The following is an 18157-nucleotide window of genomic DNA, read 5'->3' as shown; positions in this document are numbered from 1 at the left end:
TCCGGCAAACGCGTATTACTCCAGCTCCGCTCCGTTACTGGCGATTACCCTTTGATACCAGAAGAAGCTGTCTTTGCGGGACCGGTCCAGCGTCCCCTTGCCTTCGTTATCCTTATCCACATAGATGAAGCCGTAACGCTTCTTCATCTCTCCGGTGCCTGCACTGACCAGATCGATGCAGCCCCAAGAGGTGTATCCGATTAAGTTCACGCCATCAGCCAGCGCTTCCCCCATCGCCCGGATGTGTTCCCGCAGATATTCTATCCGGTAATCGTCCTTGATTGAACCGTCTGCTTCTACGGTATCCACTGCGCCAAGCCCGTTCTCTACCACCATCATCGGCAGTCCGTAACGGTTGTAGATATGATTCAGGGACCACCGCAGGCCTTGCGGGTCAATCTGCCATTCCCACGCGCTTGCCTTCAGATACGGGTTCTTTAGCCCCAGTGACATATTGCCGCCAATCGACTCCTGATCCGGAGCTGCACTCACGCAGGTGGATGAATAATAGCTGAAGGTGTAGAAGTCGACACAGCCTTCCTTAAGAATCCGCTCGTCACCCTCCTCCATCTGCAGCTCAATCTGCTTTTCCCGGAAGTATCGCAGTGCGAAGCCCGGATAAGCGCCTCTTACCTGAACATCGGAGCAGAGGAAATTACTCAGATTATCCTTCTGCTGGGCCAGCAGCACATCCTCGGGATTACAGGTCAGCGGGTATGAGCACATGTAGGCAATCATACAGCCGATCTGAAAATCCTTATGAATCTCATGTCCCAGCTTCACCGCTCTGGCACTGGCGATGAACTGGTGATGAAGCGCCTGGTATCTTAGCTTCTCATTGTCGGTTTGCGCGGATGATGTCAGCTCGGCATTTCCCTCCGGCTTCATCGCGCCCGCCATGAAGGTTCCCAGCGGCATGGTGAGAATGTTGATCTCATTGAAGGTCAGCCAGTACTTGACGCTGTGCTTATACCGGTTAAAGATCACCTCGCAGTAACGGACGTAAAAGTCAATCGTTCTGCGGTCCGCCCATCCGTTATACGCTTCAGCCAGATGATAAGGCGCTTCATAATGCGAGATCGTCACCAGCGGTTCGATCCCATGCTTGGCCAGCTCGGCAAACACCCGGTCATAGAACTGCAGCCCTTCTTCGCTTGGCACGGCATCATCCCCGTTCGGGAAGATCCGCGACCAGGCAATCGACATGCGGAACACCTTGAAGCCCATCTCAGCGAACAGCGCGATATCCTCCTCGTACCGGTGATAGAAATCAACCGCTTCATGGCTCGGATAATTAGCTCCGGCTTCCAGCACAGGAGTAATTCTCCGGGAGACCGTATGCGTTCCGGCGGTCATGACATCCGCCGTGCTTAACCCCTTGCCTCCCGCATCGAACCCGCCTTCGAGCTGATTCGCAGCCGTTGCGCCGCCCCACAGGAAATTTTGCGGAAAGCTTCTGTTGCTCACATTCACATTCACGTTCTTATTCATATTAATTCCTCCTCAGATTAGATTAGAATATCAGTTAGATCATGACGGTCAGCAGATTCTCCCGGTAATCGACACTCTTCTTGTCCGTCTCAATGACATCTAGATAATCACCGGAATTGGAGATGATCACCGGCGTGGTCAGCGTATAGCCCGCCTCTCTGATCGCGGCAACATCGAATTCCATGAGCAGCTGGCCTTTGGTGACGGTGTCGCCTTGCTTGGCCCGGGGGGTGAAGTGTTTGCCCTTCAATTTGACCGTGTCCTTGCCGACATGAATCAGAATATCGACCCCGTTATCACTGGTGATGCCAATCGCATGGCCGGAGGCGAACAAGGTGGTCAGTACCCCGTCAACCGGAGAGTATACCTTGCCTTCCAGCGGTTCAATCGCTATACCTTTGCCCATTGCGCCTGTAGAGAAGGCTTCGTCCGTCAGCTCCGACAAGGCTCTGATCTGGCCCTTCAGCGGACTTCCCACCGTCTCCTGCTTCACCAGATTGCTCCGGGCAGTCCCGCCGCTCTTGCTGTCCGCCGCTTCCTCATCCTTGAAACCGGAGAAGAAGACAAGAATGAACCCGAGAATGAAGCTGATCACAATGGCGGCAATCGCGCCGTAGAAGCCTTTATCCATCCCGTCCGGGCTAATGTAGCTTGGGATACCGAAGATCCCCAGACCGCCGAGAATATAGCCTTTGGTGCCCATCAGACCGATGATACCGCCGCCGACCGCCGCCGCAACACAGCTTAAGATGAACGGCTTCTTGCGCGGCAGCGTAATGCCGTAAATAGCAGGCTCCGTAACTCCGAAGATGCCTGAGATAATGGCTGGAATCGACAATGACTTCAGCTTGGCATTCTTGGTCCGCAGCATAATCGCCAGCACAGCACCGGTCTGGGCAAACGAAGCACCGAAGGAAGCCGCCAAAATCGGATCGGATTTCAGTACAGCCATGTTATTGAGGGCAATCGGCACCAGACCCCAGTGCAGCCCGAAGATAACGAAGACCTGCCAGAACGCGCCTACCAGCAGCCCCTCAATAACCGGACTGAGGTTGTAGAGGAACAAGGTTCCCTGCCCCAGCAGCTGTCCGGCCCAGGTGGAGATCGGCCCGATGGCAATCAGCGCCAGCGGAACGGTGACCAGCAGGGTGAAGAACGGAACAAGGAAGGTACGTACCACGCTTGGCGTTACTTTTCGGAAGAAGGCTTCCAGCTTGGAGCCAATATAAGTCGAGATGATGATCGGAATGACGCTGGAGGTATAGGACATCAGGATGACCGGAATCCCCAGGAAGGTAATGTACACAGGCGATTCAAAGATCGTTCCGCTAAAAAGCGTGTACAGCGGTTCGCCCGCCGCCGTGATGCTGCTGAAGGACGGATACACCAGCGTAGCGCCTATCGCCATCCCGATAAAGATGTTGGCCCCGAATTTCTTGGCCGAGGTATACCCCAGGAAGATCGGGAAGAAGTAGAACAGGCAATCCCCGAGCGCATTCAGAATCTGGTAGGTCCCCGACTCCTTGGTGAGGAGTCCCACGGTTAGAAACAGGGCGGTGAAGCCCTTAATCATCCCGGTCGCAGCCAGTACGCCAAGGGTCGGCGAGAATACGCCGGAGATCATGTCGATGAAGCTGTTGAACAGACCCATTTTCTCGCCGGAGGCTGTCTCTGATTCGCCGCCTTCCTGTAATCCGCCCGCTGCCATCACCTGGGCATAGACCTCAGATACATGATTGCCGATCACGACCTGGTACTGGCCGCCGCTCTGAATCACTGTCACAATTCCGTCCATGTTCTTCAGCACATCTGTATTCGCCGCAGCCTCATTCTTCAGCTTGAAGCGCAGACGGGTAATGCAATGCGTGAGACTGCTGATATTCTCCTTGCCACCGACCTGCTTGATAATATCCTTGGCTAGTGCCTCATATTTCATAGTAAGTCCTCCCGTTTCCTGATGAATGATAAGCAAAAGGCGAAACCATCCCGGCAGCTTCCTGCCTGATTTGGTTTCGCCTGCATGACCAGTAACAATCCAAGTGAAGTGATTTTATTCAGTTTGTCTTTGCGTTACCCGCTGAATGTGAATCGTTAGATACAGGATTTCTTCATCCAGGAGCTTCAGGTCCAGATACTTCTCAATTTTGAGCACACAGTGATGGGCTTTCCTGTATTTCATCTTCACCTGCTTGAGCAGAAAATCGTCCACAGACTCCTCAGACTCCTGCTTGCGCGAACGCTGGAAAAAATACCGCAGATGGGTGATGAACCGTTCGTAGCTGACAGTGTGCTCATCAATTTCGTTGTTATAGGAATACTTAACAATATTGAGGATGTCATCAATCTGCTGGGTCTGCCTGGTAAGATCCGCAATCTTGTTGCCCGAGCTGTTCATTTGCGCATTAATCAGGTGGAGTGCGATGTTCCCGGCCTCATCCTCCGGCAAGCGGATACGGGTATACTGCTCAATCATCCCCATAGCATGATGTCCGATCGCATACTCCCTCGGATAACAGCGCTGAATCTCCCAGAGCAGCGGATTGTCATTGCGGATGCCCTGCTCATGAAGCCTTAGTGCATGAGTCAAATGATCCGTCAAGGTCACATAGATATAATCGCTCAGCCGGGCCTTCAGCGTCTGCTTGGCATACTCGATAATGTCATAGCTTAAGGCCACATATTCGGCGGGGGCATCCGCCATTAAGGCCTTGAATTTCTCGGACGCGTCATTTCGCTTCAGTACAAATGTCTTCTCGATCAGTGAGACATCCACCGGATCACCGGGGCCCTTCTTGAAGCCGATGCCGCGTCCCATAACAACCAATTCATCCTTACCTGAATCCTTGGCAATAATGGCATTGTTATTGAAAATCTTCTCGATAATCAACCCGCTGCCCTCCTTTACCCCGAATTTCATTTGGCACTGCTTACAGGATGTTAGACGGGTTAAGGATTCCTTGCGGCGTCCCGCAGAGCCCTTAACATAAAGAAAGGCAAAACCCAAAACACGTGACCATGTTTTGGGTTTTGCCTTTGCAGTAACAATCCCAAATTCAGAATAGCATTGAATTTCACTTTTGGCAACAAAAATGTTTGCGCTTACAATTATCTGAATCTGCAAATAAAAGAGTGCCCCCTATTCAAAGGGAACACTCCTCTTCTATCCGCCTGAACTCAGACCGATGACGAACTCACGGCCTGGGCATTTCCATTTCCCCACCGCAGCTTATACAGCTCCGGCAATACCACACCCAGCAGCACCAGCACCACTCCGGCCCATTGCAGAAGACTTACATGCTCCTGCAATACGAACGAGGACATTAAGACCGCAACGGGCAGCTCGACGGCACCCAGAATACCGGCCATACCGCCGCCGATATGCGGAACCCCGATGGCGAACAGCAGCGGCGGGATAAAGGCGCCGAACAAGCCGAGCAGGAAGCCGAACAGCAGCAGCGGTCCCCATAACATACCGTTAAACAGGAAGGTCGGCGGGAACAGGATACACAACAGCACCAGGCCGCCTGTTACCATCCAGGCACTCCGGTAGGCCGGATGAGCCGATGGAACGGCTTTGCCGCTGAAGATAATGAACATCGAATAGCTTACTGCAGATAACAAACCGAGCATCAGCCCCAGCAGGTTAAACTCGGCAGCTCCCTGATTCAGAATACCTGCGGCAAGCAGGGTTCCGCCGAACAGCAGGATCAGCGTCAGCACCGTGATTTTGTCAGGGCGTTGACGTTTGCTTACCGCCTGAATCAGCACACTGATCCAGGTGAACTGGAACAGCAGGATAATCGCCAGCGAAGCGGGAATGTACCGGAGGGACTGGTAATACAGCAGCCCCGTAACCACGGTTGGCGCACCGGCCATCATCAAGAGCACTCTATGCTTCCAGGTCAGCCGGGCGGGGGCCGCCTTAGCGGACACCGCAACGTTAACTGTGCTGCGCTGTTTGCGGTTCGCTCTAAGCTTGGTATATAACGCCAGCAGCCAGGCAAGAATACAGCCGGTTAAGAGCTGAGTGCCGACCACCTCTCCCAGTTTATAACCCTGCCCGTAGGCCAATACAACAATCGTTGATAAAATGCCGTAGCTCATAGCGCCTACAAGTACGGAGATTAAATATTTCATATCCTTCATGTCGGTTATGCCTCCTGAATCTTCTAATCTGAATCATGTTGCGTCAAGGTCAAGGACCGCCAGACGCAAAAAATCCTAACTCCGGGACAGGGACCGCTTGGTTCACGGTCCTTATCATCGTAGTTAGGAAGAATAGGCTTCCTGTAGAAACCCTCGCCCTGTGACATCGGAATGGCTGCGAGGTTATACGAGAACAATATAGAGTTATGAAATTATTGCCTGGTTACACCTGAATGACGACTGTTCATATGTTACACGCCAAGTGAGCTGACGTCAAGCCTTAATTCTTTTAAATTTGAAATTCAGGGTACATAGACCTCTTTTCAATTAATTCTCCAGCCAATGAACATAACAAACACAGACCCTACTCTCCCAAATTATGATAAAATATAACTCAATTCAGCAGATCATTTGAAAGGAGCCTACATATGGTCAAGCCCCGTCCTCAATCCGGCGCAATCGTAAAAATTTGAAACATTGACAAGTTTCGATACGTAGCAGTCTGTAATAGCCTTCATTCTAACTCTTTTCATGTGATTCAAGCTGCTATCCCCAAATATACTACTATGGAGGAGGTGTAGATCCTGAACAGATCCGGGCCCGTTAAGCTCCTCGGCATGATTGCCGGAGTTGTAATCTTAAATGTCATCGTTCTCTCTCCCGGCCTGCTCGGTGTCGAGATCGGCGGAAGTCCGCTGGAAACGGCATCGGCAGTAACCCTGTTAATCATCAGTCTGCTGGTCGTCCTATATGGCAGTTACACCTTGCTCTTCAACCCCCCGGCTGCCAAGCCCGTTAGCGTGCAATTAGAGACGCGGGAGGATTACATTGCCGGCCTCGGCCGTCACCGGAATGTGAAGGTGCTGAAGGATGATATCGCCCTCGCCCTGGACCAGATGGAGCGGATTGAGAAGAAGAAGACCGCACTGCTCCAGGTGCTGGGCCGCAGGTTCGATCCGGCTGAGCTCAGCTTCCGCAAGTTTCATTCCGTCATTATGGAGGTCGAGAAGCTCTTTTATCTGAATATCCGGGGGCTGCTGGGCAAGCTCAGCGTATTCGATGCCTCAGAGTTCGCCAGATTTAGTGCAGATAACGCGTCTACCCGGTTTTCCAGCTCCCTGATTCAGAAGAAAACCGCGTTATACAACGAATATCTCTCCTATGTCAAAGGCTGCCTCGGGGCCAACGAGGAAATTCTGCTGAAGCTGGATCAGCTGCTGCTGGAGATCACCGAGCTGGGCAGCACAGATTATACCAATGTGGAAGACATGCCATGTATGCAGGAATTAACCGCCTTGATCGGGCAGACGAAACTCTATCAGTAAGGAAAGGGAGATGAACCTATGAGGAAAGGCAAAACACTGTTCATACTCGGCATTATCGCCGCATCCGTCTTCGCACTTGTCTATTTCGGAATTACCTTAACGTCCAATCTGGGCAAATCCAAGACAGAAATCTCTGCCGAAGACGCCGACAAAAGACTGAACCGCATCTATAAGGATATCAACGTGACCAGTGCTGAGCCTGTAAAAGGGCAGATTGATCTTGATCCGGCGTCCATCGGCGATTCGTTGCCCGATATCTCCAAGTTCCCCATCTCCGTAGAGAGCACAACCGATAGCTACGTCGAGATTTTCTCCTCCACGGAGAAGTCCGGAACAGGCAATGACGGCTGGCTGAATGAAGTCGCAACAGACTTCAACGCTGCCGGTATTACAATAGACGGCAAACCGGCCTCCGTCAAAATCCGCAACATCGCTTCCGGCACAGCCGCTGATTATATCCGGTCCGGCAAATATGTGCCTGATGCCTTCACTCCCTCTAATGAGCTATGGGGCGAGATGGTTAAGGCCGGCGGAGTGCAGGCCGAGCTGGTTACGAAGCGTCTGACCGGCAACGTAGCCGGAGTAGTAATGAGCAAGCAGAAATACGATCAGCTGGTCGACAAATACGGTTCGATCAACGTGAAGACCATTACCGATGCCATTGCGGCTAATGAGCTGGCGATGGGGTACACCGATCCTTTTGCCAGCTCAACGGGGCTGAATTTCCTGGTCACCGCTCTGAGCACCTTCGACAGTACGGATCTGCTGGGAGACAAGGCGGTTCAAGGCTTCGAGAAGTTCCAGGCCAACGTGCCCTTCATCGCCTCCACCACCCTGCAAATGCGGGAAGCGGCCAAATCCGGCATGCTGGATGCCTTCGTGCTTGAGTATCAGACCTTTGTCAATGCGAAGGACCTGACCAGCGGCTATGTATTCACCCCGTTCGGGGTAAGACATGACAGCCCGCTCTATGCACTCGGGCAACTGCCGCCGGAGAAGCTGGCGATCATCAAGAAGTTCGGCGAATTCGTCCAGCAGGAGAAGTATCAGAAGACAGCTGCCGACAAGGGCTTCAACGGCCTGACAGACTATGTCTCCGAACTGGCACCGGTTGACGGCTCCATTCTCTCCTCAGCCCAGAAGCTCTGGAAGGAGAAAAAGAACGGCAGCAAACCGATTGCGGCAGTGTTCGTTGCCGATGTCTCAGGCAGCATGGCCGGCGAGCCGCTGAACCGGCTCAAGGAGTCCCTGCTGAAGGGCCAGAAATTCCTCGGCAAGGACAACAGCATCGGCTTCGTCTCTTATTCCAGCGATGTGACCATCAATCTGCCCATCGGCAAATATGACACCAATCAGCAATCCATGTTCGTAGGAGCGATTAACAGCCTTCAGCCTGTGGGCGGAACGGCTACCTTCGACGGGTTGGTGGTTGCGATGAAGATGCTGAAGGATGAGCTGGCGGTGAACCCGGATATGAAGCCCCTGATCTTCGTGCTTAGCGACGGGGAGACGAACGAAGGCCATTCCCTGGATGATATCCGGGGCTTGATCGAGACGTACAAGATTCCGGTATACACCATTGGATATAACGCCAATATCAAGGCTCTGGAGAGCATTTCCAGCATCAACGAGGCGGCCAATATCAACGCCGACACAGAGGATGTAGTATACAAAATCGGTAATCTGCTCAACGTGCAAATGTAGACTTTATATTCTGAAGGAGGGTTCATATGTCATTCACCATGGAAATTCCCAGCCCCGAGAAGCTGAAATCGGTCATCGAGGAGCAGGTCCAGCCGGAGCCGGAGGAAGTCACCCAGCTTAAGGAGCAGGCGATTAATAATGTCTCCAGTATTTTGGAGCTGGATTTCGAGTCTCTGGAGAAACGCAAGGCCGTGCTGCAGTCCATTGACAGCTTCGGGATGGGCACCATGCGTTCCTCGTCGGAGAAGAACTCCCTGCTTCAGGTATCGGTGGGCAATCTGTCCAAGACCGGGGATGAAGGCGGCCAGGTCGCCAAGGGATTAACCGAGCTGCATCAGCAGCTTAAGGATCTGGACCCCAGCGCGGTAGATTTCGCCAAAAGCGGGTTTCTCGGCAAGTTTTTTCATCCCTTGCGTAATTATTTCGCCAAATATCAAAAGGCCGACGCTGTCATCTCAGATATTATTCTATCCCTGGATAAAGGCAAAGCCGTGCTGAAGAATGACAACACGACACTGGAGATTGAACAGCAGACCCTGAGGGAGCTGACCAAGCGCCTTAAGAAGGAGATTCAGCTCGGCATCCTGATGGACGAGGAGATTGAGAAGCAGATTGAAGCTGCTAAGCAGCGCAGTGAAGATGAGGATAAGGTGCGGTTCATTACGGAGGAGGTGCTGTTCCCGCTGCGCCAGCGGGTGATGGATCTGCAGCAGATGCTCGTGGTCAATCAACAGGGAATTATGGCCATCGAGGTTGTCATCCGCAACAACAAGGAACTGATCCGTGGAGTGGACAGAGCCAGGAATGTTACGGTATCTGCGCTTAAAATTTCGGTTACGGTGGCCAGCGCCTTATACAACCAGAAGATCGTTCTCCAAAAAATCGAGTTGCTGAACCAGACCACCGATAATCTGATCAGCGGCACCTCCAGAATGCTTAAGGAGCAGGGTGCAGCCATTCACAAGCAATCGCTCGAAACCAGTATTTCGGTCGATACGCTGAAGCAGGCCTTCACCGACGTCCTCTCCGCCCTGGATTCGATCAGCACCTACAAGCAGGAGGCGCTCCCCAAGATGCGTGAGACCATTACCCAGTTCCGGGAGCTGGCAGATAACGGCGAACAGCAGATTCAGCGGCTGGAAAAAGGAAATACGCTCGGGCTGTAGCAGCAACGCTACCCATATTTAACGCAAAACAGAGCATGACGGCGGATACGCCGGTGCTCTGTTTTTATCTGTCTATTTTCTTTTTGCTGTCTACTTCCCTGTATTCAACAAGCCTGCCACCATTCTGCTCAACGTCCCTTGATCGATGAACGGGGCGAGGCTTGCCAGCAGATCCGGGCTAAGCTGTTCCGCTTGGACTTCACCAAGCAACTTCTCAAGCTTCCCCCTATCCAGAAAAGGAGCGAGTCCTGGGAGCCGATTTCCATCGACTGTACCGTCTGCCACGCGGTCAACCAGAAAGCCTAACGTCCCCCTGCTAATAAAGGGAGCCAGTCCTTGAATGGAATGCCAGCTGGGGCAGTCCCCACTGGCTTGTTGCACCAACCGGTCCAGCTGCTCCCGTTCCAGAAACGGGGCGATGCCCACAAGATTGTTCACCTCTCTAGAACCGTCTGCTGCTTGATCGACCAGTTCGCTTAAGGTACCGCTGCTGACGAACGGCGCAAGTCCGGCAATAACATCCCATGCCATTTCTTTCTTTTCAGCCTGACGAACCAGTTCATCCAATGTATCTCTTCCCAGAAACGGGGCTAGACGCATAATTACATTTAAACTAAGGACGCTGCTGTCTATACCCTCTGTGACCTTATTAAGGGCACTTGCTTTTACAAAAGGCGCTACCTCTACAAGCTCTTCCATCTCCAGCCTACCGGCATTAACCATCTCTGTAACCTGGCCCGGCCTGTTCTCTGCAATCTCCTCTACGATCCGTCCCAGATGCGGGTGTTCCCGATGCTCTGCGTGGTCTCCTGCATTCAAAATGTCGTCAACGGTTAAGCCGAATAACCCCGCAACCTGCGGAAGTGTTCCAATATCCGGCAGCGAGTCGCCCCGCTCCCATTTCGATACGGCCTGATGACTTACATTTAGTTGATCGGCAAGCTCCAGCTGGGTCCAGTCCTGGTCTTTGCGAAGCCGCGATATATAAGCCCCAATTCTGCGTAAGTCGAGCATGATATCCCTCCGAGATTATAATATGTACAGTGCGCACTGCCAGAAACAGCATAGCATTTCAGCATACGCAATCCTATCAATTGCTGGTTGAATGGCTGCATCCCCTCTGATTCAACTGCCGGTAGAATGTTCCGGATGACAATATCAGGGTTAAGTATTAATGAAACTCCCTAAACAATTTAACATAAAATGGGTTGTATACTATTCCTGATTATTGTATATTTATTCAACCGGCATTTATTGCTGATTTCTCATCTACCGGGGGATACACCGATGCATTTTTTGAATATCAACCAGCTTACTGCAGAGCAGATTCTGGATATCTTTGAATTAACCGACCGGCTGCGTCTCCGAAAATCAGAACCACTGCTCGAAGGTAAAACGATGATTCTCTTCTTCCCGGAGACCAGTCTGCGGACAAGGGTCAGCTTCGAGAAAGGCATCCGCGACCTGGGCGGGGCCTGCATTCCCTTTCCGCCGGAGACGCTCGACAAGAAAGAAGCGCCGGGCGATATCGTCCGCTACCTGGAGAACTGGGGGGATGGCATTATTGTCAGAACACCTGACCTCTGCAAACTGAAGGAACTGTCCGCCTACGCCTCTGTTCCCGTTATTAATGCGATGACTGCTCATAATCACCCTTGCGAAATTCTGGCTGACCTGTATGCTCTGCGCAGTCTCCGGGACAACTACCGGGAGCTGACCTACACCTTCGTTGGACCGCCCGGCAATATATCAAGAACTTGGCTGGAGGCGGCGCAAGCCCTGAATCTCTCGTTCCATCATGTATGCACGCCAGGTCATGAGATGGCCAGCGGCAATCACCCCGGCTATACTTTTCATACGAGTCTGGATAGCGTGTTACCGGAGAGTGATGTGATTCTTACCGATTCATTGCCCAAGGATTTCTTGACCCCGGAGTATATCCATGCCTACCAGATTACACTGGACCGGATGAAGCAGACAAGACCCGGGGCGCTGCTGAACCCCTGTCCTCCCTTCTTCCGCAATGAGGAGGTCAGTGAAGAGGTTATTGCTTCGCCTTATTTTGCCGGATTCGGGTTCAAGAAAAGCCTGATCTATCTTCAGCAGGCCATTCTGATCTATTGCTTATCGCATTGATGTACAACACATCTACACTTACTGAAGGGGAGAATGACTATGAAGGCTTTATACTTACTATCCAGAAAAACAGGTGTCCTTCTGCTCGCGCTGATACTGGCGTCACTCGGTACAGTTGGAGGCGGCAGACAGTCACACACAGCAGCAGCGGCTGCTTCTGCGAAATCATATGTGTACTATGTCTCTGACGATGTTCTATACCGTGTGACCTCAGATGGAAGTGAGACACAGACGATCGTAGAGAACTATGACGGCAACGGATTAGACTCGACCGGCAAATATTTGTATTTTTACTATGATGACGGTATGGGAATTCAGCGGCTGTCCCTTAGCGATCCCGATGCTTTAATTACAAGCTTCCTCGGGGACCGGAATATCCTCTTTTACCTGTTCGAGGGTCCATATCTGTACTTCCTGGATGATACAGGGCACATCTACCGCACCTTAGCCGACGCTGACGATGATACACACCTTACCCTTATAGCAGATAACGCCGATGTGAATTTCCGGACCTTCAACGTCTCGGGCGGGCGGATCTACTATAATGCGCTGAAGAACAACACAACCTGGGTTGCTTCGAGGTCCCGCGACGGGAGCGGGGTCATTCAGTGGATTGCCAGCGGAGCTATTCAGAAGAGCAAATTCTATCATCCTTACGCTACAAGTATTAACCTTATGATTGACAACAAACCTGCTGAAACCGAGTATTCTCTGAACTCCATGGTGCTCTACACCCTGCCTCTAAGCGGCGGAGCTGCCAAAGCAGCCAATGCGAAGAATCCGCTTCAATCCAATGATGTCTCCTCCGGGACCTGGTCCAATAATTATTTCTTGTTCAACAAGGGAATCAAGCTGGATGCCGAGGGAGAGGATTTCGACTACAGTACAGGCGCAGGCTTCCTGATGGATAAGAACGGGAAGATCCTGCAGCTAAGCCAGAACAGTGTGATCAGCATCAGCGAGATTGCTGCGAATAAACTGGTATATGCAGACTCCAAAGGCAAAGCCTACATCAGCACGCTGGCTAACGGCAAAGTCACCTCCTCCAAGACGCTGCCGCTGTCGAATGTTCAAGATATCCGAACGGTTAAGAACGGGGCGGCGCTTACCACCGTGTTGTTTACCGCAGCCGATGCTTACTTGCTGAATGCCGATTCATCCTTGATCAAATTGAGCGGAGTAGAATCCGATTACTCTGTAATTACAAACAATATTCCCGGCTTGTATTATATCAACGGTCTGGATAACGATTGTTTATACCGGTACAGCAATGACGGCAAAACCAAAACCAAGCTGTCCACTGGCCCGGTTAGCTATATAGCGCTGGTCTCCGCGAAGTAATATACAGAGAGAATAAGCCGGAATTTCCGATATCGGAAGTTTCGGCTTTTTTTAGAAATGCGAATAGATAAAGTTCAGTTTATAACAGAGACTTGCCTATGAACAGGCATGATTTCCGGTATACAGTGGGAGTAGGTGTTATAGATAATTACAGAAAGCAGGCTGGCAATGAATATATCGATCAAGCTAACCGGGCCGGATGAAGCCTATATTATCAAAAATATGTTACCGCTCTATCTGCATGATCTTTCAGGTCATTACGGACTTGTGGAGGGGCATCTGCCTAACCGGCATGGCATCTTTGAGGACACGGACGAATACCGCACGCTGGCAGATCAGTATGAGGTGCAGAATATTTGGTGGGACAAGCCGGGCATTCTGTACTCTTTTCTGATTCAAGCTCATTCGATGCCGGCAGGCTTCGCACGGATTGCTACCCCTCCATATTGTGCGCAGGGCGTCGATTATTTCGTGAGCGACTACTTTCTGCTGCAGCCCTTCAGAGGGACGGGAATCGCGGAACAGGCGGCGGTGCTGGTGTTTGAACAGTTTCGCGGCGAATGGGAGCTGTTCACCAACCCGGCAGCGAAGAATATCACCGGCCAGAAATTTTGGCGCAAGACGGTCTCCCGCTACACGCAGGGCCAATATTCGGAGCGGAGCGGGGAGACTTTTGACGGACAGAAGCTTGCATTCAGGTTCAATAACCGGGGGGGTTAGAACTACTCTGACCTCACCGCAAAAAGGCTGACCCGCTGGATATACCAGTAGTCAGCCTTTTTCGTGTACAAGTGTTCACGGCAGAATGGGCAAGTTAATATCCCTAGTACTCTTGCCGGTCCCTGTCTTCATAATCATATTCATTGCTTCCGGCTTATCGAGCAGATTGCTGCCAGAGTACCATTCAAAGCCCTCGTAAGTGCCTGATCCTGACGACATCCCTATCTCGGTGGTTCCGTACTTCGTTATCGATTGAATTTTTCCCCCGTGTGCGGCGCCAAATATCTTTTGCCGGTTCTGCCATGTAACCTCAGACTCATTTTTAATTTTGACTATAGTGCGGGTCATCAAGGGGGAGAGCTCAACCTGCTCCAGTGTCACTTGAACGCCCTCCAGTATGAAATCTTCCTCCGGCTGGACAATGACTGTCTGTTGCTGTTTGAATTTCGGGTCCAGCTTGAAGCTGATCTTGAGTCTTGGAGAATTATGCACATCGGTTAAATTTACACCCTTGCTCTTCCCCAGATCTTTCATTTTCCCTTCATTCATCGAGGCAATCAGGAAATTGGCTTCCACCTGTTCCGGGAATGGCTTGTTGCGGTCCAGATAGATGACACTCCGGCCATAGAAAATACGATAATCGTCGTGACCGTTTGTCTCAGCATTAGCACCAATCTGACCGCCGCTGTCCAGATCGTATCCGGTTTCCAGATTCTTGATTCTCGCACTGCTAATACCATAGATCTCCTGTCCTTCCGCAACATTAGCTGTATACAAAAAGATGATTTTGTTCTCATCCGCCGTTACCGCATTCAAGGTAATCCGGTAATCCCCGCTGGCTGCACTCTGATTAATCTCCTGAATGTATCCTTGCCGGATCGCCGAATCCAGTGTAGGTGCCTCTGAATCAAATTCATAGAGCCGCTTGAACATTTCCAGCCCGCCCCAATTCACTTCTCCGGCAGGTACGGCGGCCCGAGGTACCGCATCATGAATGACTGGGATGAAGAACAGAATCACTACAGCAATAGCGGCTGCGGCTATTCCGAGGAAGGAGCCTTTGGTGAGTCTGCCCTGCCAGCTTTTCCGGCGTCCGCGCTCGATCCCTGCTTGAACCGCCCCTCTGACCTCATTGCCCCCGCAGTCCACCCGCACCTCCTCACGGATACGTAGCGCATCGGACAGCATCGCCTGTTCTTCTCTGCTATTGTTCATTCCATTCACCCCGGTTCTTCATAATTTCCCTAAGCTGCTTCAGGCCCTTGTGCTGCCAGGTTTTGACGGTCCCCTCCGGCTTGCCCAGCAGGACTGCGATCTCAGCCAGGGTCAGATCATTATAATATTTGAGCAGCAGCACATGGCGGTATTTCACCTTCACCTGCGAGAGCGCCCACTGCATTTCCATGGCATCCGTACTGTTCTGCATGACCCCCTGCTGCATATTCTCTGCCGCTGTAGGGACTGCCCTTTTTCTTCTGCGCTGCTCGTCTATGCAGACATAGATTAATATTCGGATCAGCCAGGTTTTGAACGCGCTGGGGTCCTTCAGGGTCCGCCGTTTCATCCAGGCCCGGCAGGTGGTCTCCTGGAGCGCTTCCAGTGCGTCATTGCGGTTGCCCAGATAGCTGTAAGCAATATGGTATAGCTGGTCGCTGTGCTCCATCACCGCTTTGACAAAATCCGTCTCCTCAAGCGGCACAGCGGCAGTTACCCGCTTCATCTCTGCCCCGGACATCGTCATCTCTCCCTCTCCTCTCCATCACATTTACATGAATTAGACGGAGAGGTTATGCAAACAGTTTTAGTCTGCGGTAATTATTTTATAACTTCCACGAACAACAGAAAAGCCGCAACCCCCGCTGCCGGGAATGTTGCGGCTTTTCTTGTTATATAGGAAACTATAGTTTCCTGCTGCTGTGGAGAAGGTGCTGGACCAAATGTATGTCAAAAACAGCATACGTTGTGCTTGCAAGCAGGCACACGTCTAATTGTATGTGAAAAACAGTATACATGGGCTCGCAAGCAGGCATATGGACTGAATGTATGTGGAAAACAACATACATTGTGCTCGCAAGCAGGCCCACGCCCTCAATGTATGTCAAAAACAGTATACATTGTGCTCACCAGCAGGCCCACGCCCTCAATGTATGTGAAAAACAGCATACATTTGCTCACATGCAGGCACACAGTCTCATTGTATGCTAAAAACAGCATACGTTGTGCTCGCGCAAAGGTAGTCTTATTCATCCGGTTAGGATGATTTTGTTCTGGAGATTATTTCACTTCCAGATAGGATACACCTAAAGTACCCAATTCCCCTTACGGAACACCGGCTCAATCGTGCCGTCAGCCAGTTCTCCGTCAATATCTAGCGCATCGGAGCCTACCATGAAATCGACATGCGTGAGGCTGACGTTTGCCCCTCTGGACAGCAATTCCTCGCTGGTCATGGAAGTGCCCCCTTCAATATTAACGGGATAGGCGCTGCCCAGCGCGAAATGGCAGGAAGCATTCTCATCAATTCCGGTGTTGTAGAACACTCTGTTCAGCCGGGAGATCGGCGAATCATACGGCACCAGCGCCACTTCTCCGAGGTAGGAGGCCCCTTCATCCGTATCCAGCAGGGAGGTCAAGTGCTCACGGCCGGATTCAGCGTCATAGGCGGTAACCTTGCCGTCTGTGAAGGTAAGGGTGATTCCGTCGACGAGCCGCCCGTTCAGGTTCAGCGGAAGCGTACTCTTGACGGTGCCATTCACGCCGGTGCGATGGGGCATAGTGTAGATCTCTTCTGTAGGCATATTGGCTACAAAATAAACACCACGCGCGTTCTCCCCGCCGCCGCCACGCCACAGATGGCCTTCCGGCAGCTCGACACGCAGATCCGTTCCAGGGGCACGGTAGTGCAGGCTTTTGTAGCGCTTGGCGTTCATACGGTCCTGGCTCTGCTTCAACTCGCCGATATGAGTACGCCAGGCAGCCACCGGGTCTTCGCTGTTCACACGGTTCATCTGGAAGACTGCTTCCCACATCGCATCGATCCGCTCTTCCTCCGGCAGATCGGCGAACACCTTGTCCGCCCAGGCACGTGTCGGCGCCTTAATCAGCGACCAGCTGATTCTGCTGTTCCGGGTGTAGGCCTGGTACTTCTTGCGCGCAACCGCAGCCGCTTTAACGGCAGTGGACACCTTGGCCGAATCAATCCCGCGGAATAATTCCGGGTCCGGCACTTTTATATGTAATATAGCTCCGCCTTCTTCAGCGAATCCCTCCAGCATATCGGCATGCCACTGCGGATAATACCCGAATGATTCCTCAGGTGCCTTCTCGTAACGGATGCGTGTGACCGCTTCATCGTCCCAGTCCACAAGCACGTATTTCGCTCCAGCGTCATAAGCCTTGCCTACAATCAGCCGGGTAAGCTCCGCTGTCTCCAGCGGGGCGTGAACCATCAGCACTTGTCCCGGCTGCACATTCACACCCACCTTGACTACCAGCTCTGCGTATTTCTCCAGCATCTGCTCAAAATCCTTCATTTCTTCTCTTCCTCCATATCTTCACTGTCTCTGTATAATTATAGCGGAAGACCGCGAAGATGGCACGTATCTATCATCTATGTACAACCGGAAGCTGAGCATGTCGTAACTCCTCCGCTTCCGGCAGTGCTTCCGCTACTGCTTATCCACCTGCAGCAGCTGAATGGTCTTCACATCGTACGTATGGGCGATTTTCTCTTCCGCGATCACCTTCAGCTTCGTCAGGCTGGCTACCTTGGCCGGATCTGCCCGGGAGAGCAGTCTCCACAGCTCGGGGTCGGACAAGGTCTGATAGAGTTTGTCGTCATCATATTCCTTGCGGTTTTGCGTGACCAGCTTGACCTTGTAGCTGCCGAACACCGCTTCCGTCTGCCCCGCTTCATTAACGTGGGCAAGAATCTCCTGCCGGAGTCCGGCCAGCTCCTTTTCCAGCTCCTTCTGCTTCGTCTTGAGCTTGTAATACTGTTGAACCTTCTTTTCCATACAGTGCTCACGCTCCTCTCCTAACATGTCTATGCAGGAAAGAACGGTTAGAATGATTAATTCTGTTGAGACGGTTTATGTTTAATTCTATAATGATATCGTTGTGACAAAA

15 protein-coding genes are annotated in these 18157 nt (G+C 51.8%); 6 read left to right on the top strand and 9 right to left on the bottom strand.

Annotated elements, in window-relative coordinates; all coding sequences use genetic code 11:
• Positions 1 to 15: 15 nt before the first annotated feature.
• The 4 genes from NSS83_RS00980 to NSS83_RS00965 all read right to left on the bottom strand — a co-directional run bounded on the left by NSS83_RS00980 (position 16) and on the right by NSS83_RS00965 (position 5628).
• On the bottom strand, positions 16 to 1491 hold the full coding sequence (locus tag NSS83_RS00980) for a 6-phospho-beta-glucosidase (RefSeq protein ID WP_341347500.1): 1476 nt from the start codon (positions 1489 to 1491) through the stop codon (positions 16 to 18).
• Positions 1492 to 1525: 34 nt separating this feature from the next.
• Positions 1526 to 3427: a beta-glucoside-specific PTS transporter subunit IIABC gene (locus NSS83_RS00975; RefSeq protein WP_341347499.1), complete on the bottom strand. Its 1902-nt coding sequence runs from the start codon at positions 3425 to 3427 to the stop codon at positions 1526 to 1528.
• Between the two features lie 114 nt (positions 3428 to 3541).
• On the bottom strand, positions 3542 to 4378 hold the full coding sequence (locus NSS83_RS00970; RefSeq protein WP_341347498.1) for a PRD domain-containing protein: 837 nt from the start codon (positions 4376 to 4378) through the stop codon (positions 3542 to 3544).
• Positions 4379 to 4665: 287 nt separating this feature from the next.
• Positions 4666 to 5628 (bottom strand): DMT family transporter, encoded by a 963-nt coding sequence (locus NSS83_RS00965; RefSeq protein WP_341186821.1) that lies wholly within the window; start codon positions 5626 to 5628, stop codon positions 4666 to 4668.
• Between the two features lie 626 nt (positions 5629 to 6254).
• Between NSS83_RS00965 and NSS83_RS00960 the strand changes: the two genes are divergently transcribed.
• The 3 genes from NSS83_RS00960 to NSS83_RS00950 are packed head-to-tail and all read left to right on the top strand — an operon-like array spanning position 6255 to position 9832.
• Positions 6255 to 6962 carry a hypothetical protein gene (locus NSS83_RS00960; RefSeq protein WP_341021397.1) on the top strand — a complete coding sequence of 236 codons (708 nt, stop codon included), beginning with the start codon at positions 6255 to 6257 and terminating at the stop codon, positions 6960 to 6962.
• An 18-nt stretch (positions 6963 to 6980) separates the two neighbouring features.
• The gene (locus NSS83_RS00955; protein ID WP_341021396.1) at positions 6981 to 8666 is read left to right on the top strand and encodes a VWA domain-containing protein; all 1686 of its coding nucleotides are present in this window, start codon (positions 6981 to 6983) and stop codon (positions 8664 to 8666) included.
• Between the two features lie 26 nt (positions 8667 to 8692).
• The gene (locus NSS83_RS00950; protein ID WP_341021394.1) at positions 8693 to 9832 is read left to right on the top strand and encodes a toxic anion resistance protein; all 1140 of its coding nucleotides are present in this window, start codon (positions 8693 to 8695) and stop codon (positions 9830 to 9832) included.
• Positions 9833 to 9922: 90 nt separating this feature from the next.
• On the opposite strand, the gene NSS83_RS00945 is transcribed toward NSS83_RS00950, so the two are convergent.
• Positions 9923 to 10846 (bottom strand): helix-turn-helix transcriptional regulator, encoded by a 924-nt coding sequence (locus NSS83_RS00945; protein ID WP_341347497.1) that lies wholly within the window; start codon positions 10844 to 10846, stop codon positions 9923 to 9925.
• Positions 10847 to 11119: 273 nt separating this feature from the next.
• Between NSS83_RS00945 and NSS83_RS00940 the strand changes: the two genes are divergently transcribed.
• The 3 genes from NSS83_RS00940 (at position 11120) to NSS83_RS00930 (ending at position 14029) form a co-directional block, all read left to right on the top strand.
• Positions 11120 to 11968, top strand: a complete 849-nt coding sequence (locus NSS83_RS00940) for an ornithine carbamoyltransferase (protein WP_341021392.1) — start codon at positions 11120 to 11122, stop codon at positions 11966 to 11968.
• Between the two features lie 39 nt (positions 11969 to 12007).
• A complete protein-coding gene (locus NSS83_RS00935; protein WP_341186179.1) occupies positions 12008 to 13309 on the top strand; it encodes a DUF5050 domain-containing protein in 1302 nt (433 codons plus the stop codon).
• 168 nt (positions 13310 to 13477) lie between these two features.
• Positions 13478 to 14029, top strand: coding sequence for a hypothetical protein (locus NSS83_RS00930; protein ID WP_341021389.1), 552 nt, complete (start codon positions 13478 to 13480; stop codon positions 14027 to 14029).
• A gap of 75 nt (positions 14030 to 14104) precedes the next feature.
• Here the strand turns inward: NSS83_RS00930 and NSS83_RS00925 are convergent, their stop codons facing one another.
• The 4 genes from NSS83_RS00925 to NSS83_RS00910 form a co-directional block, all read right to left on the bottom strand.
• Positions 14105 to 15244, bottom strand: a complete 1140-nt coding sequence (locus NSS83_RS00925; protein ID WP_341186181.1) for a DUF4179 domain-containing protein — start codon at positions 15242 to 15244, stop codon at positions 14105 to 14107.
• Positions 15234 to 15770 (bottom strand): sigma-70 family RNA polymerase sigma factor, encoded by a 537-nt coding sequence (locus NSS83_RS00920; RefSeq protein ID WP_341186182.1) that lies wholly within the window; start codon positions 15768 to 15770, stop codon positions 15234 to 15236. The genes NSS83_RS00925 and NSS83_RS00920 overlap by 11 nt, the downstream gene beginning before the upstream one ends.
• Before the next feature lie 559 nt (positions 15771 to 16329).
• The gene (locus NSS83_RS00915; RefSeq protein WP_341347496.1) at positions 16330 to 17562 is read right to left on the bottom strand and encodes an aminopeptidase; all 1233 of its coding nucleotides are present in this window, start codon (positions 17560 to 17562) and stop codon (positions 16330 to 16332) included.
• 135 nt (positions 17563 to 17697) lie between these two features.
• Positions 17698 to 18045, bottom strand: coding sequence for a hypothetical protein (locus NSS83_RS00910; protein WP_341186184.1), 348 nt, complete (start codon positions 18043 to 18045; stop codon positions 17698 to 17700).
• Positions 18046 to 18157: the final 112 nt, after the last annotated feature.

Origin of the sequence: Paenibacillus sp. FSL H3-0469 (assembly GCF_038051945.1) — a bacterium.
In the GTDB taxonomy this organism is placed as follows: domain Bacteria; phylum Bacillota; class Bacilli; order Paenibacillales; family Paenibacillaceae; genus Paenibacillus_AQ.
This window is presented reverse-complemented; position numbering and strand designations above follow the sequence as displayed.